This window comes from Streptomyces sp. NBC_01506 (assembly GCF_045040295.1).
Lineage (GTDB): Bacteria > Actinomycetota > Actinomycetes > Streptomycetales > Streptomycetaceae > Streptomyces.
Genome location: NZ_CP109422.1, coordinates 3,554,529 through 3,568,376, shown reverse-complemented (window position 1 = coordinate 3,568,376; position 13,848 = coordinate 3,554,529). Strand labels below are relative to the sequence as shown.

Annotated in this window: 10 protein-coding genes; 4 read left to right on the top strand and 6 right to left on the bottom strand. The window is 69.7% G+C overall.

What is annotated here, in order from left to right:
• Window positions 1–7 precede the first annotated feature (7 nt).
• The 6 genes from OG329_RS15435 to OG329_RS15410 all read right to left on the bottom strand — a co-directional run bounded on the left by OG329_RS15435 (window position 8) and on the right by OG329_RS15410 (window position 8,846).
• Window positions 8–2,209, bottom strand: coding sequence for an acyltransferase family protein (locus OG329_RS15435; protein WP_405795706.1), 2,202 nt, complete (start codon window positions 2,207–2,209; stop codon window positions 8–10).
• The gene (locus tag OG329_RS15430) at window positions 2,187–3,332 is read right to left on the bottom strand and encodes a sugar phosphate nucleotidyltransferase (protein WP_405795704.1); all 1,146 of its coding nucleotides are present in this window, start codon (window positions 3,330–3,332) and stop codon (window positions 2,187–2,189) included. Before OG329_RS15430 ends, OG329_RS15435 begins: the two co-directional genes overlap by 23 nt.
• Window positions 3,333–3,484: 152 nt before the next feature.
• Complete coding sequence (locus tag OG329_RS15425; protein WP_405795702.1) at window positions 3,485–4,741, bottom strand: glycoside hydrolase family 113; 1,257 nt, start codon at window positions 4,739–4,741, stop codon at window positions 3,485–3,487.
• 96 nt (window positions 4,742–4,837) lie between these two features.
• Window positions 4,838–6,289, bottom strand: coding sequence for a glycosyltransferase family 2 protein (locus OG329_RS15420; RefSeq protein ID WP_405795700.1), 1,452 nt, complete (start codon window positions 6,287–6,289; stop codon window positions 4,838–4,840).
• Between the two features lie 258 nt (window positions 6,290–6,547).
• Complete coding sequence (locus tag OG329_RS15415) at window positions 6,548–7,954, bottom strand: glycoside hydrolase family 26 protein (protein WP_405795699.1); 1,407 nt, start codon at window positions 7,952–7,954, stop codon at window positions 6,548–6,550.
• A gap of 4 nt (window positions 7,955–7,958) precedes the next feature.
• Window positions 7,959–8,846 carry a hypothetical protein gene (locus OG329_RS15410; protein WP_405795698.1) on the bottom strand — a complete coding sequence of 296 codons (888 nt, stop codon included), beginning with the start codon at window positions 8,844–8,846 and terminating at the stop codon, window positions 7,959–7,961.
• A 95-nt stretch (window positions 8,847–8,941) separates the two neighbouring features.
• Here OG329_RS15410 and OG329_RS15405 point away from each other — a divergent pair, with 95 nt between their 5' ends.
• The 4 genes from OG329_RS15405 (at window position 8,942) to glmM (ending at window position 13,643) form a co-directional block, all read left to right on the top strand.
• Complete coding sequence (locus tag OG329_RS15405) at window positions 8,942–10,564, top strand: ABC-F family ATP-binding cassette domain-containing protein (protein ID WP_405795696.1); 1,623 nt, start codon at window positions 8,942–8,944, stop codon at window positions 10,562–10,564.
• Window positions 10,565–11,109: 545 nt separating this feature from the next.
• Complete coding sequence (gene rplM / locus OG329_RS15400) at window positions 11,110–11,553, top strand: 50S ribosomal protein L13 (protein ID WP_405795695.1); 444 nt, start codon at window positions 11,110–11,112, stop codon at window positions 11,551–11,553.
• Window positions 11,554–11,595: 42 nt separating this feature from the next.
• Complete coding sequence (gene rpsI, locus OG329_RS15395; RefSeq protein WP_385791580.1) at window positions 11,596–12,123, top strand: 30S ribosomal protein S9; 528 nt, start codon at window positions 11,596–11,598, stop codon at window positions 12,121–12,123.
• Between the two features lie 161 nt (window positions 12,124–12,284).
• Window positions 12,285–13,643 (top strand): phosphoglucosamine mutase, encoded by a 1,359-nt coding sequence (gene glmM, locus OG329_RS15390; protein ID WP_405795694.1) that lies wholly within the window; start codon window positions 12,285–12,287, stop codon window positions 13,641–13,643.
• Window positions 13,644–13,848: the final 205 nt, after the last annotated feature.

Below are 13,848 nucleotides of genomic sequence, written 5' to 3'. Positions count from 1 at the left end.
GCGCCCGCTATTCCAGCGCGCCCTTGATCTCCTTCTCCAGCCACGGAGTGACGTAGGCGAGGCCGGCGTCGGTGAAGTGCACATCGTCGCCGCGCGGGTACAGGCGCTCGCCGGAAGGCGTCTTGTCCTGGCACTTGGTGGTGTCGCAGAGCAGACCGTCGAAGTCCATCAGCCGGACCTTGTCGGACGACTTCTCGGTGAACTCCCGGACGGCCGTGTTGTAGCACTCGCCCCAGTCCGAGGTGATGACGCCGTTGTAGCCGCGCTCGTTCATCAGCAGGATCCGGGCGTCCGGCGCCTGGCTGGTGATGATGTCGACGGCCGCCGTCAGTTGCTCGGTGTAGCGCTTGCGGTAGGCGGGGTCGCAGGCAGTCAGCCACTTCCCGTCGATCTGCTGCTCGGCCGCGTCCCACGCCACATGGAGGACCGCCACGTCGGGCTTGGTGTTGGCGAGCTGGTCCTTCCAGTACGACTTCCAGGCGCGGCACCCGTCCCAGTTGTCGAAGACCTTGTCGTTGCGGTCCCGGACGCGTTCGGGGGACATGACACCGCAGCCGCGCTGGCCGCCGTCCACCACGGCGTACTGGTTGCCGTGCTGGCCCAGGCCCGTCGCGATGTCCTCCGCCAGCGAGTCGCCGAGGGTGAGCACCAGCGGTTTGCCGTCCGGGCGCATGTTGTCCGCCACGTAGGTGGGCAGGTAGTACGCGCCGGTGCCGATGATCAGGAAGCCGACGGTGAACAGCGGTACGGCGCGGGCCGGGCGCCAGTCGCGTATGCGGTACTGCTCGGTGGTGTAGTGCATGATCATCGACAGCAGCCAGGTGAGCCCGGTGCCGAGGATGAACAGCGCGTAGGGCCGCATGTCGGGCCAGGCCATCAACAGCAGCCAGTACACCGGCAGATGGAGCAGATACATGCTGTAGGAGATCTGGCCGATCTCCATCAGGGGCTTGAACGAGAGCAGCCTGGCGAGCGGGCCGCGGTCCGTGCACAGCACCGCCGCCAGGACGGCCACCAGCAGCGCGATGACGGCCAGCCCGCCCTCGTACAGCCATGGCTCGTGGTACGTGCTGACCTTGACGCTGAGGTAGAGGATGGCGGCCAGCGCGAGGATCTGGACCACGGACGCGAGCGTGATCGCGAAGCCGTTTCCGGCCTTGCCCCGGCCTCTGTCCTGGTCCTGGTCCTGGTCCCTGCCCCGGCTCCGGCCCGCGGCGGCCTTCGCCGTACGGCGCTGGACGAGCAGGACGACGAAGGCCGCCGCGGCTCCGGCCATGAAGGCCACCGCGCGGGTGTGGGTGGCGAGGTAGAGGAAGTCGGTGTTCTCGCCGTCCCACAGGGCGGGCGCGACCAGCGCGGAGCCCGCGAACAGCAGCACGGTGAGTACGGCGACCGGCAGTACGCGGCGCCGGAAGACGGCGAAGGCCACGATCAGGACCAGCGGCCACACCACGTAGAACTGCTCGGTGATGCTGAGCGACCACATGGCGGACAGCGGGCGGATCGCGCCGAACTGGTCCCAGTAGGCGTCACCGCGCGCGATCTGGTCCCAGTTGGCTATCTGGAGCAGGGAGCCGAGGGCCTGCCGGGAGAGTTCGGTGGCCTCCTTGAGCGAGCTGGTGAGGTAGGAGATGGCCACCACGACGGCGAGCGTGATCATCAGGCCGGGGAACAGCCGCTTGAATCGGCGCGCGTAGAACCGGCCGAGGCGGATGCGGCCGGTGCGTTCGACCTCGCGGATCAGGATCAGGGTGGTGAGGAAGCCGGACAGGACGAAGAACGCGTCCACGCCGAACAGGCCGTTGCTGAACCAGTTGGTGTGGTAGAGCAGCACGGACAGGATCGCGATCCCGCGCAGACCGTCCACCGCCGCGAAGCGCGTCTTCACCGGGGGTGCGGGGGTGGGCTCGGGTGCCGGGGCGGGCTCGGGCTCGGGCTCGGGTGCCGGTTCCGGCTCCGTCCACTGCTGCGGGACGGGCTCGGGCTCCAGCTCCTCCTCCTGCCAGGGGTGCGTGGGCACGTACCCCTGGGGATACCCCTGGGGGTTGTACACGGTGACCGGGTGCTGCCCGTACTGCTCGTTCACGTACTGCTGCGGGGGCGGCGGTCCCTGACCGTAGGGCGGTGCCTGACCAGGGGGCGGCCCGTACGGCGGTTGTTGGCCGTAGCCGTACGGGTCGGGCTGGTCAGCGGGCGGCTGGCGATGCATGCGGTACTCCAGAGGCGGCGAGAGACTGCGCGGTGCACGGAATCTGTGCCGCGGATGTTCTGACGGCCTCGGCGGCCAGCGTCGCGCCACAGCCGATCCGCAGGCCGGAAGGCAGTTCGTTGCCCGCGCCGATCACGGCGCCGTCCCCGACGACCACGGCGTCGAGCACACAATCCGCACCGACCACGGAGTGCCGGCCGATCACACTGCGGTGGACCAAGGCGCCGGCGGCGATACGGGCCGCCGACAGCACGACACTGCCCGTGACCACCGCACCCGCCGCGATGTGGGCGCCCTCGCCGACGACGGTGCCTTCACCGAGCACGGCGTCCGGGTGCACCTCGGCGCCGTCGAGCACCAGGGCTTCGCCGACCGGACCCGGCAGGGCGGGGGAGGGGACGACGCCCCGTACAAGATCGGCGGAGCCCTTCACGAACGCCGCCGGCGTGCCCAGGTCGAGCCAGTAGGTGTCGTCGACCACGCCACGGACGAACTCTCCGGAGGCGAGCAGGTCCGGGAAGGTTTCACGCTCCACGGAGACCACCCGGCCGTCCGGGATGCGGTCGATGGCGGAGCGCGTGAAGACGTAGCAGCCCGCGTTGATCTGGTCGGTGACGAGTTGGTCGGGGGACTCTGGCTTCTCCAGGAAAGCCACCACCCGGCCGTCGTCGTCGGTCGGGACGAGGCCGAAGGCCCGCGGATCGGGCACCCGCGTCAGATGCAGGGTGACCGCGGCCCCCGAGGCGCGGTGGCCCTCGCGCAGGGCGGCGATGTCCAGCCCCGAGAGGATGTCCCCGTTGAAGACCAGCACCGGTTCGTCGGGTCCGCCGCGCAGTCGGCGCGCCGCGTTGCGGATCGCTCCGCCGGTGCCCAGCGGCTTCTCCTCGGTCACGTACTCCAGGTGCAGGCCGAAGCGCTCGCCGTCGCCGAAGTACGGCTCGAAGAGTTCGGCCAGGTACGAGGTCGCGAAGACGACCCGGGTGACCCCGGCCTGTGCGGCGCGGGCGAGTTGGTGGGCCAGGAACGGCACGCCGGCCACGTGGAGCAGCGGTTTGGGGGTATGGCTGGTCAGCGGCCGTAGCCGGCTCCCCTGGCCGCCGACGAGAAGAATCGCCTCAGTCATGTGATGTGGCCTGCCTTGTGTCGCGTAACGAGTGGTCGGGTGTGGGGGGATCACCTCGGTGGCACAGCGTGTGTGGGGATGGGGGGATGGGAACGCGGTGTGGGGTGGTGGTGGGGTGGTGTGTGGGGTCGTGCGTGCGGGAGACAGGCTCCTCAACGTTGGCCGGCGGCTTTGCCGGGCCCCGCGTAGTCGGAGGTGAAGCACGCCTTGATGGCCTTCTCGGAGGCCGGGCGTCCGGCGAAGTCGAGCCGGGAGGCCGTCTTGTCGTCGGGGGCCGTGCTGGGGTCGTCCTGGAAGTGGATGGACCACCAATAGACGCCGCCCATGCGCCGTTGCTCGACGACGCGGCAGACCGCGTTGTACCAGTTGGGCTGGACCTTGAGGTTGACGGTGTCCTTGGTGTAGAAGTCGCCGGGGGCGTGGTAGGCGCCGTCCATGGCGCCGATACCGGCCTCGGCGATCACGATCTTGGGGAGAGCCCCGGTGGACTTCTTGTCCAGCCAGGTGTTCCAGCCGTCCACGAGTGTGTCGACCGACGCGTTGTCCGGCACCTTGACGGGGAAGTAGGCGTCCACGCCGAGATGGCTGACGGGCATGTCGATCCGGCCGCGCACGTAGTTGTCCCAGTTGGCGTCGTACGCGATCTCGCCGGAGAACTTCTTCTCGGCGGAGGCGACCAGGGACGTCCAACCGGCGTCGCCCTCCATGGAGTTGAGTTCGGTGCCGATCACGAAGGTCGTCGCCTTCCGCTTCTCGGCGATCTTCAGATACGGGGCCAGGAAGTCCTCGTACGAGGCGAACCAGGCCGACCGGGACGCGGGTTCGATGCTGCCGCGCCAGCCCGTGGGCGGCTTGAGGGACTTCTCGTCCATCAGGGGCCGCACCGTCACCCGCAGTCCCGCCTCCTGGAACACCTTCAAAACCCGCTCCACGCGCTGCGGCGACGGCGTTTTGGGGCCGTCCTTGAGCGTGTTGGACGTCGGGCCCGCGGTGTAGAAGGGGAAGGAGAGCGACACCGAGTTGGCGCCGAGCCCGATCAGGTACTTCGCCTGCTTGTGCGCCTGCTTCTCGATGAACGAGTCGGACTCGTCCTTCGGGTCGTCCTCCCAGTAGATCTGTACGCCCCACTGGGGCATCCCCGGCTTCCAGACCTTGGCCTTGGCGACCTGGTCGGCAGGTGTGCCGCCCTGGTCGGACGAGCCGCCGGCGACATCGCCGGGGGCGCCGGGCGTCTTCGGGCCCGGGGCGTCGGTGTCGGTGTCCGCGTCCGAGCCGAAGACGATCTCGGGCAGTGCCGAGCCGGACTCCCAGCGCACCGGGTGGTCGCCGAGGAACAGCGGCGTACCGACGACGACGGCGAGTACGGACAGGGGGAACAGGGCCAGCATCGGCAGGCGTGAGCGTTTCATCAGGATCAGGGTTGCTTCCGTGCGTCGGTCGGGACGTCTGGCGGGGCGTCAGTACGGGCGTCAGTACGGGCGTCCGGCGGGACGTCTGGCGGGTCGTCAGGCGGGCTTGGCGATCACGACGAACTTGTTCTCCTCGCGGCGGAGGAACTTCAGGAACCCCTTGAAGCCGCCGACCCCCTCCAGTACGGAGAAGACCGGTATGAGCCCGACCACGACGATCGGCTCCCACCACTTGCGCCGCCCGTTGGCCGACGCGATCGCGTTGAGACGCAGCCCCTCCCAGTAGGTCCAGATCACATACGCGAAGTTCAGGGCCCACAGCACGGTGACGGACTGGGTGATCGGGGAGGTGTTGAGATCGCCCACGAGCAGGCCGATGCACAGGACGGCCACGATGTGCTGGATCGGGCCGAGAATCCAGGTCGCCACACAGACCGAGAGGAACCAGCGGTAGCGCAGCGGGATGGTGCGGTTGAAGCACAGCGCCACCAGGCCCCAGGCCCACCGGTCGCGCTGTTTGACGAAGTCCCTGGCGGTGGCCGGGGAGGCGCCGTAGCAGCGCCCGTTGAACCAGTCGCTGCGCCCGGGGTAGAGACGGCAGAAGTTGAGGGCCAGTTGGGCGTCCTCCACGATCGCCTTGGGCCCGAAGTCCCAGCCGATCGTGGCCTCGATCGAGGCGCGCAGCACGAGCAGTTCGCCGTGTACGCCGGCGGCCGGGGTGCCGAGTCCGGTCAGGGCGCGGAAGCGCGCGATGTCGTCCGCGGGGCGGACGGCGTCGGCGAGCCAGGTGAACAGGTTCACCGCGTTCTCGCGGGGATAGGTCAGGATGCCCTGCGCCATGTGCTTCTGCTGCTCCGGCGCCGCCCTGCGCTGGCGGTTGATGAACTGCGCGAGCGCCGACGCGGTGTCGGGGCCGACCCCGGTGTCGTCGTCCATGTGCAGGACCCAGACATGGTCGAGGGCTTCCCCCTCCTCGATCCGCAGCTCGTGGGAGTAGTGGTTGGCGCGGGCCTTGAAGCGGGTGCCGTTGGGCGTCACGTACGCCTTGGGCACGGTCACCACCCTGATCAGGGGGTGGGACTCGCTGAGTTGGCGGATCGTTTCTGTGGCTTCGCAGCCCTCCTCGGTGAGGACATCGACCCGCATGTACGGGAAGAGTGCGGGAAGGTGCTCCACGTACGACAGGACGGACCGCTCCAGCGCCGGATACGTGTCGTGCCGCCCGATGGTCGGCACGAGGACGATCAGGAAGTCCTCCTCGACCGGGGCGGGCGGGACCATCGTGGCTCTGCGCCTCACCCGGCGGCGAATCAGCCAGGCGCCCTGGATGCCCACCATCACGCCCACCACCGGCAGCGACCACACGATGGTGAGGGCCCAGCTCAGGGGTGAGGTGCTCGGCTTGAACGACCACAGCCCGAAGACGAGCAGCAGCACGAACGGCACCAGGAAGGGCAGGAGACCGGGCTTCCATTCCTCGGTTCGCTGCTGGAGTTTGGTGTTCAGACGGGAATGGGGCGCCCCCCCGCCGACATACGTCGATGCCATGACGGCTCAGCCTCCGTTGAGTGGGACCGAGCGTCGAGCGGTACGACCGGGCGTGAGCGGGCAGACGTCATCGCGCCGTCCCGGTCCCGTCCGGCCCGGGTCCCCCCCAACGCCTTCGGTGACATGCCGACCGAACAGGCACCCCCCAGCGCCAGTTCCGCCACACAAAGCACATACATTTTCACATTTGACCGAACGAATAACCCTTCGAAGCTGAAATGTGTTCGATCGGTGACCATCGTGTGTTGTTCACGTCGATCACCGGCGGTGCAGCGAACCCCAGTCGAACCGGGCGCCCTGCGCCGCGCCGCCCCCGGTGAACACCTGCTCGGAGCCGTACGTCCGCTTCACATCGGCCGTCGTGTTCTTGCCCTCGGGGGCCGTGATGTTGTCGTACGTCAGCGCCTGGCCCCAGAGGGTCCACAGCACCCACGGAGTGTCCGTCAGGGTGGTGGGCCGGTCGGCGCCGATCGGTACGGAGAAGGACTCGGCCATGACGCGCGGCTTCGCGTACCGCTCAAGTCCCCGGTACCAGACGGCGGTCCACGGCTCGTCGCGGCCGGTGGGGCCGGGAGGGCCGCTGTAGTCGTCGATCCCCACCACGTCCACGTAACGGCTGCCGGGGTAGTAGTCGCCGGGCTCGACCGCGCCCTTGCCGTCGTAGGAGTGCGGGGACCAGACGAAGATCAGGTTGTGCAGGGCGCGGGTGTCGACCAGATAGTCGTACGTGATCCGCCACAGGGCCCGGTAGGCGGCGGGCTTCTGGGCCGCCCACCAGAAACCGCCGTCGCAGCTCGCGGCGTTCATCTCGTGGTAGGGCCGCAGCAGGACCGGCACTCCCCGGTCGGCGAGATAGTGCAGATGGTCCGCGAGATAGCCGAGATCCCGCAGCAGCGCCTTGTGCTCACCGGTTCCGGGCGTGATCACCCGGCCGAACCAGCCCGGATCGCCGGCCGCCGGCGCGTTGCGGCACAGCGTCTGCTCGTACCCCTTGGTCGCGCTGCCCGGATACGGCTGGTGGAAGGAGACCCCGACCAGCCCCGCCGGTCCGCCGCCGTTGGGCGGCAGCGAGACATCCGTGCCGGACGCGCAGTCCTCGCGGGTGCCCGAGGCGTTGTACGACCCGTCGGGCGTACGCGGCAGGCCGGCCCACACACCGACCGCCAGATCCACCGCGTCGTCGGCGGAGCCCCAGCGCGCGGCGCAGGTCGGCCACTTCTCGTCCGAGTACCAGCGGGGCTCTCCCACGCCCCATCCCCGGGCGCCGTAACCGGGCCCCAGATCCACCTCGGTGAAGCCCGGCAGCCGGCCGGTGATGTCGCGCACCTTGCCGTAGTAGTAGCCGGGCTGCTTGGTGCCCCGGTAGTCGCCGTACTCGGCGTTGTACCGCTCGTTCTGCAACTCGACGTGCTGGCCGATGACCGTGCCGGACGGCTTGCCCCGGCGCGCGTCGTTCTCCAGCCCGGCCAGCATCGAGTACACCCGCCGGGCCTCGGGCGTGGCCTGCGGGTCCCGGGTCCGCAGCTCCGCGTCCACGAGCGTCGGCCTCGGCTCCGGGCGCCGGCTGTCGCCGTTCGTCAGCAGCAGCGTGACGAGTACGGCGACCGCCGAGGCCGCGGCGCACAAGGCGATCCATCCCCGGCGGCGCACCGGGATACCGATCACCGGGTCACTGATCGACGGGTGCGGTGGCCGCCGCCGACGCCTGCGCCTCACCGCGCCGGCGGATCTGGAGGAAGGCGAACTCCGCGACGTCGTCACCCGTGGTGTAGACGTCCTTGTCGGAGTTCACGACATCCTTGCCGTTGATGAAGCCGCCGACGGTGAAGTACACATACCTGCCGTACGAGTTGGTGGTCTTGCGGCAGATCACGCCGTCCCGGCAGAACGTCGCGACGCCCGCCCCGGAGAGCGAGGCCAGACCGCCGCTCGCCTTCGTGCCCTTCACCTTCAGTGCCTGCGCCTCGGTGGCGAAGACGGCGACACCGATGGTCACCGCCGTACCGCCGCGCGTGTATGTGGCGCGGATGACCTGGTCGCAGGTGTTGGCGGCGAGGATCGAGCCGAGGTTGCCCTGGGTGGCGCCCGCGCAGTTCGTGGTGCTGCTCGTCGGGCCCTTGGCGTAGTCGCGGTCGCCCATCGTCAGCTTGGCGCCCGGGAACAGGGTGTCGGCGCCGAGCGGCAACTTGTCCTTGTCCTCGGAAGAGATGAAGTCTTTCGGGTCCGGCGGCGGCAGCGGATCGGCGTCGGAGAAGGACGGCTCGGGGTCGGCGCTCTCGCTGGGCAGATCGGGCGGCGCGGGCAGCTCGCTCGAGTTCTTGTCGTTCGCCCGGTCACCGCCGTCGCCGTTCATGGACACGACGGCCGTCGCGACGATCGCCGCGACGGCGGCGGTCGCGAGCACCCCGCCGCCTATCAGCGTCCACCGCCTGCGCCGGGCCCGCTGTGCCGAGGCGTCGGCGAGCGCGGCCCAGTCCGGTGTCTGCCCCTGCGGGTCCCGCGATCCGTACGGGTCCTGTGGCGGTGGCCCGTAAGGCCCCCCTTGACCAAAGCTCATGGCGGGAGTTTAGACGGACGACAACACGATCCGGTCGGGGGACGGTGGTGGAAATCGGTTGGGACAGCGGGGCCTTGACCCTGACAATGCGAAGCATGGGACATCTGGAGGCCGCACACCTGGAGTACTACCTACCGGACGGACGGGTACTGCTCGGTGATGCCTCGTTCCGGGTGGGCGAGGGCGCCGTCGTGGCGCTCGTGGGAGCCAACGGCGCGGGCAAGACGACACTGCTGCGGCTGATGGCGGGGGACCTCCAGCCGCACGGCGGGACGGTCACCGTCTCCGGCGGCCTCGGTGTCATGGAGCAGTTCGTCGGCTCCGTACGGGACGAACGCACCGTACGTGACCTGCTGGTCTCCGTCGCCCAGCCGCGGATCAGGGACGCGGCGCGGGCCGTGGACGCCGCCGAGAACGCGATCATGGAGCGCGACGACGAGGCCGCGCAGATGGCATACGCGCAGGCGCTGAGCGACTGGGCGGAGGCGCGCGGGTACGAGGCCGAGACCCTGTGGGACGTGTGTACGGTCGCGGCGCTCGGCGTCCCGTACGACAAGGCCCAGTGGCGCGCGCTGAAGACGCTGAGCGGCGGCGAGCAGAAACGGCTCGTGCTGGAGGCGCTGCTGCGCGGGCCCGACGAGGTCCTGCTGCTCGACGAGCCGGACAACTATCTGGACGTGCCGGGCAAGCGGTGGCTGGAGGACCGGCTCAAGGAGACCCGTAAGACCGTGCTGTTCGTCTCCCACGACCGGGAGCTGCTGGCGCGCACCGCGCAGCGGATCGTGAGCGTGGAGCCGAGCCCGGCCGGGTCGGACGTATGGGTGCACGGCGGCGGCTTCGGTACGTACCACGAGGCGAGGCGCGAGCGCTTCGCGCGCTTCGAGGAGCTGCTGCGCCGCTGGGAGGAGCAGCACGTCAAGCTGAAGGACCTGGTCCGGTCCCTGGGGCAGAAGGCCAAATACAACGACGGCATGGCCTCGCGCTACCGGGCCGCCCAGACCCGGCTGCGCAAGTTCGAGGACGCGGGACCGCCGCAGGAGCCGCCGCGCGAGCAGGACATCCGGATGCGGCTCAAGGGCGGGCGGACCGGGGTACGGGCGGTGACCTGCGCCGGGCTCGAGCTGACCGGGCTGATGAAGCCGTTCTCGCTGGAGATCTACTACGGGGAGCGGGTCGCCGTCCTCGGGTCGAACGGCTCGGGCAAGTCCCACTTCCTGCGGCTGCTCGCGGGCGATCCGTCCGTCGCGCACACGGGGGCGTGGAAGCTGGGCGCGCGGGTCGTGCCCGGCCACTTCGCGCAGACGCACGCGCATCCGGAGCTGCTGGGGCGCCCGCTGGTCGACATCCTGTGGACCGAGCACGCGAAGGACCGGGGCGGCGCGATGAGCGTGCTGCGGCGCTACGAGCTGGAGCGGCAGGGGGACCAGCCGTTCGACAAGCTGTCGGGCGGGCAGCAGGCGCGCTTCCAGATCCTGCTGCTGGAGCTGCGCGGCACGACGGCGCTGCTGCTGGACGAGCCGACGGACAACCTGGACCTGGAGTCGGCGGAGGCCCTCCAGGACGGGCTGGAGGCGTACGACGGGACGGTGCTGGCGGTGACGCACGACCGCTGGTTCGCCAAGACCTTCGACCGGTATCTGGTGTTCGGGTCGGACGGGGTGGTGCGGGAGTCGGCGGAGCCGGTGTGGGACGAGCGGCGGGTGGTGCGTGCGCGGTAGGGCTCACGCGGGTGGGTTGTGCCGGTGCCGGTGCCGGTGCCGGTGCCGGTGCGGGGCCGCTGCGCGGGGCGGTTCCCCTACCCGCCCCTTCCCGAAACCGGGGCTGCGCCCCGGACCCCGTACGGCCTTCGGCCGTGCCCTCAAACGCCGGGCGGGCTGGGTTTCGGGGCTCCGCCCCGGACCCCGCGCCTCAAACGCCGGCGGGGCTTGGGGTGGCGTCGGCGGGGCTGGGGGTGACGCCGGAGGGGCCCCGCGCCTCAAACGCCGGCGGGGCTTGGGGTGACGCCGGCGAGGCCGGGGGTGACGCCGGAGGGGCTTCAGAGGCAGGGCCTCGTTTTGACCCGTACGGCGCACCCTGGGTATCCTTCTGGTTCGTTATGCGTATTGGCTTGTTCATTCTCACGTGAGAGGCCCTTACGCCGGTCCACCGGGCCGATGATCCAGCGGCAGGCACGGGTTGCGTCCCCGTATGTCTGCCAGGGCTGTCGTGATCGTCCGGGTGGCCTTGTCAGGACTCACTCACTGAAGAAGCGAAGGCTACGACCGTGCGTACGTACAGCCCCAAGCCCGGCGATGTCACGCGCCAGTGGCACATCATCGACGCGCAGGACATCGTCCTGGGCCGTCTGGCGACTACGGCAGCGAACCTCCTCCGGGGCAAGCACAAGCCGATCTACGCCCCTCACATGGACATGGGCGACTTCGTCGTCATCATCAACGCCGACAAGGTCCACCTGTCCGGCAACAAGAAGACCCAGAAGATGGCGTACCGCCACTCCGGCTACCCGGGTGGTCTGCGTTCCGTGCGCTACGACGAGCTGCTGGCGAAGAACCCCGAGAAGGCCGTGGAAAAGGCCATCAAGGGCATGATCCCCAAGAACACCCTGGGCCGTCAGATGCTCTCGAAGCTGAAGATCTACGCGGGCGACCAGCACCCGCACGCTGCCCAGCAGCCTGTTCCGTTCGAGATCACCCAGGTCGCGCAGTAATTCCGGCCACCGCCTAAGACGAAAAGAAATCTGAGGAACATCGTGGCCGAGACCACTGCAGAGACCCCCGTGGACGCCCCCGAGGCGGAGGAGACCTTCGCCGAGGTGACGACCTTCGAGTCGGAGACCCCCGTCGAGGGCGAGTACACCTCCGAGTCGCTGGCTTCCCGCTTCGGCGACCCCCAGCCGGCCGCCGGCCTGGGCCGTCGTAAGAACGCCATCGCCCGCGTCCGGATCGTTCCGGGCACCGGCAAGTGGAAGATCAACGGGCGTTCGCTCGAGGACTACTTCCCGAACAAGGTCCACCAGCAGGCTGTCAACGAGCCCTTCAAGGTGCTCGAGCTCGACAACCGCTACGACGTCATCGCCCGGATCTCGGGTGGCGGCGTCTCCGGCCAGGCCGGCGCGCTGCGCCTCGGTGTGGCCCGCTCGCTCAACGAGGCGGACGTGGACAACAACCGCGCCCCGCTCAAGAAGGCCGGCTTCCTGAGCCGCGACGACCGCGCCGTCGAGCGCAAGAAGGCCGGTCTCAAGAAGGCCCGCAAGGCGCCGCAGTACAGCAAGCGCTAAACGCTCGCTCGGCCTCATCTCGCCATGGCCCTTACGGTCGTACGGCGTATGTATGGCATATGTTCGCCCCGGCGGCACTCTGTGCTGCCGGGGCGTTCGTTTGTCATTCGTTTTCCGAGCTCTTCGGGGCACATTCTGAGCACATTTCGGAGGGACAGGCTGTGGGACGACTCTTCGGCACGGACGGCGTGCGCGGCATCGCCAACGCGGATCTGACGGCGGAGCTGACGCTCGGCCTGTCGGTCGCAGCGGCACATGTACTCGCGGAGGCGGGCACGTTCGAGGGCCATCGGGCGACAGCGGTGGTCGGACGCGATCCGCGCGCGTCGGGCGAGTTCCTGGAGGCCGCCGTGGTGGCGGGTCTCGCGAGCGCGGGCGTGGACGTCCTGCGCGTCGGTGTGCTGCCCACCCCCGCGGTGGCGTATCTCACCGGGGCGCTGGGTGCCGACCTCGGCGTGATGCTCTCCGCGAGCCACAACGCCATGCCGGACAACGGCGTCAAGTTCTTCGCGCGCGGCGGTCACAAGCTGGCCGACGAGCTGGAGGACCGGATCGAGACCGTCTACGACGAGCACCGCACGGGTGCGCCGTGGGAGCGGCCGACCGGCGCGGGCGTGGGCCGGATCCGTAACTACGACGAGGGGTTCGACCAGTACGTCGCGCATCTCATCGCGGTCCTGCCGAACCGGCTCGACGGGCTGAAGGTCGTCCTGGACGAGGCGCACGGCGCCGCCGCGCGTGTGTCGCCGGAGGCGTTCACCCGGGCAGGCGCGGAGATCGTCACGATCGGCGCGGAGCCGGACGGTCTGAACATCAACGACGGCTGCGGGTCGACGCATCTGGAGCTGCTGAAGGCCGCGGTCGTCGAGCACGGCGCGGACCTGGGCATCGCGCACGACGGCGACGCCGACCGCTGCCTGGCCGTGGACGCGGCGGGCGAGGAGGTCGACGGCGATCAGATCCTGGCCGTGCTGGCCCTCGCGATGCGCGAGGCGGGCACGCTGCGCGGTGACGCGGTGGTGGGGACGGTGATGTCCAACCTCGGCTTCAAGATCGCGATGGAGCGGGAGGGCATCACCCTCGTACAGACGGCGGTCGGCGACCGCTACGTACTGGAGTCGATGAAGGAGCACGGTTACGCGCTGGGCGGCGAGCAGTCCGGGCATGTCATCGTCCTCGACCACGCGACGACCGGCGACGGCACGCTGACCGGTCTGATGCTGGCGGCGCGGGTGGCGAGCACGGGGCGTTCGCTGGCCGATCTGGCGGGTGTGATGCGGCGGCTGCCGCAGGTGCTGGTGAATGTGCCGGACGTGGACAAGTCGCGGGTCACGACGTCGGCGGAGCTGGCGACGGCGGTGTCGGAGGCCGAGCACCAGCTCGGGTCGACGGGCCGGGTGCTGCTGCGCTCCTCGGGTACGGAGCCGTTGGTACGGGTGATGGTGGAGGCGGCCGACATCGAGCAGGCGCGCGCGGTGGCGGGGCGGCTGGCGGACGTGGTGAAGTCGACGCTGGGGTAGGGGAGTTGGGGGTACGGGAGGGGCGGAGGAGTCGGGCGGGGGAGTTGGGGCAGTTGGGGACAGGGCCTTGTCAGGGCGCGTCTTGATGAGTAGGACTGTCCGCGTGGGTGATCGTCGGAACTCGCGTGCGCTGTCGGGGAGCCCCCCGTCGCGCACCGGATCACCTGGAGCCGCACCAATTCCCTGATCCCCTGATCCCCTGATC

Coding starts and splice junctions, on each gene's coding strand:
- OG329_RS15435 (WP_405795706.1), bottom strand. CDS start 2,209: ATGCATCGCCAGCCGCCCGCTGACCAGCCCGACCCGTACGGCTACGGC.
- OG329_RS15430 (WP_405795704.1), bottom strand. CDS start 3,332: ATGACTGAGGCGATTCTTCTCGTCGGCGGCCAGGGGAGCCGGCTACGG.
- OG329_RS15425 (WP_405795702.1), bottom strand. CDS start 4,741: ATGAAACGCTCACGCCTGCCGATGCTGGCCCTGTTCCCCCTGTCCGTA.
- OG329_RS15420 (WP_405795700.1), bottom strand. CDS start 6,289: ATGGCATCGACGTATGTCGGCGGGGGGGCGCCCCATTCCCGTCTGAAC.
- OG329_RS15410 (WP_405795698.1), bottom strand. CDS start 8,846: ATGAGCTTTGGTCAAGGGGGGCCTTACGGGCCACCGCCACAGGACCCG.
- OG329_RS15405 (WP_405795696.1), top strand. CDS start 8,942: ATGGGACATCTGGAGGCCGCACACCTGGAGTACTACCTACCGGACGGA.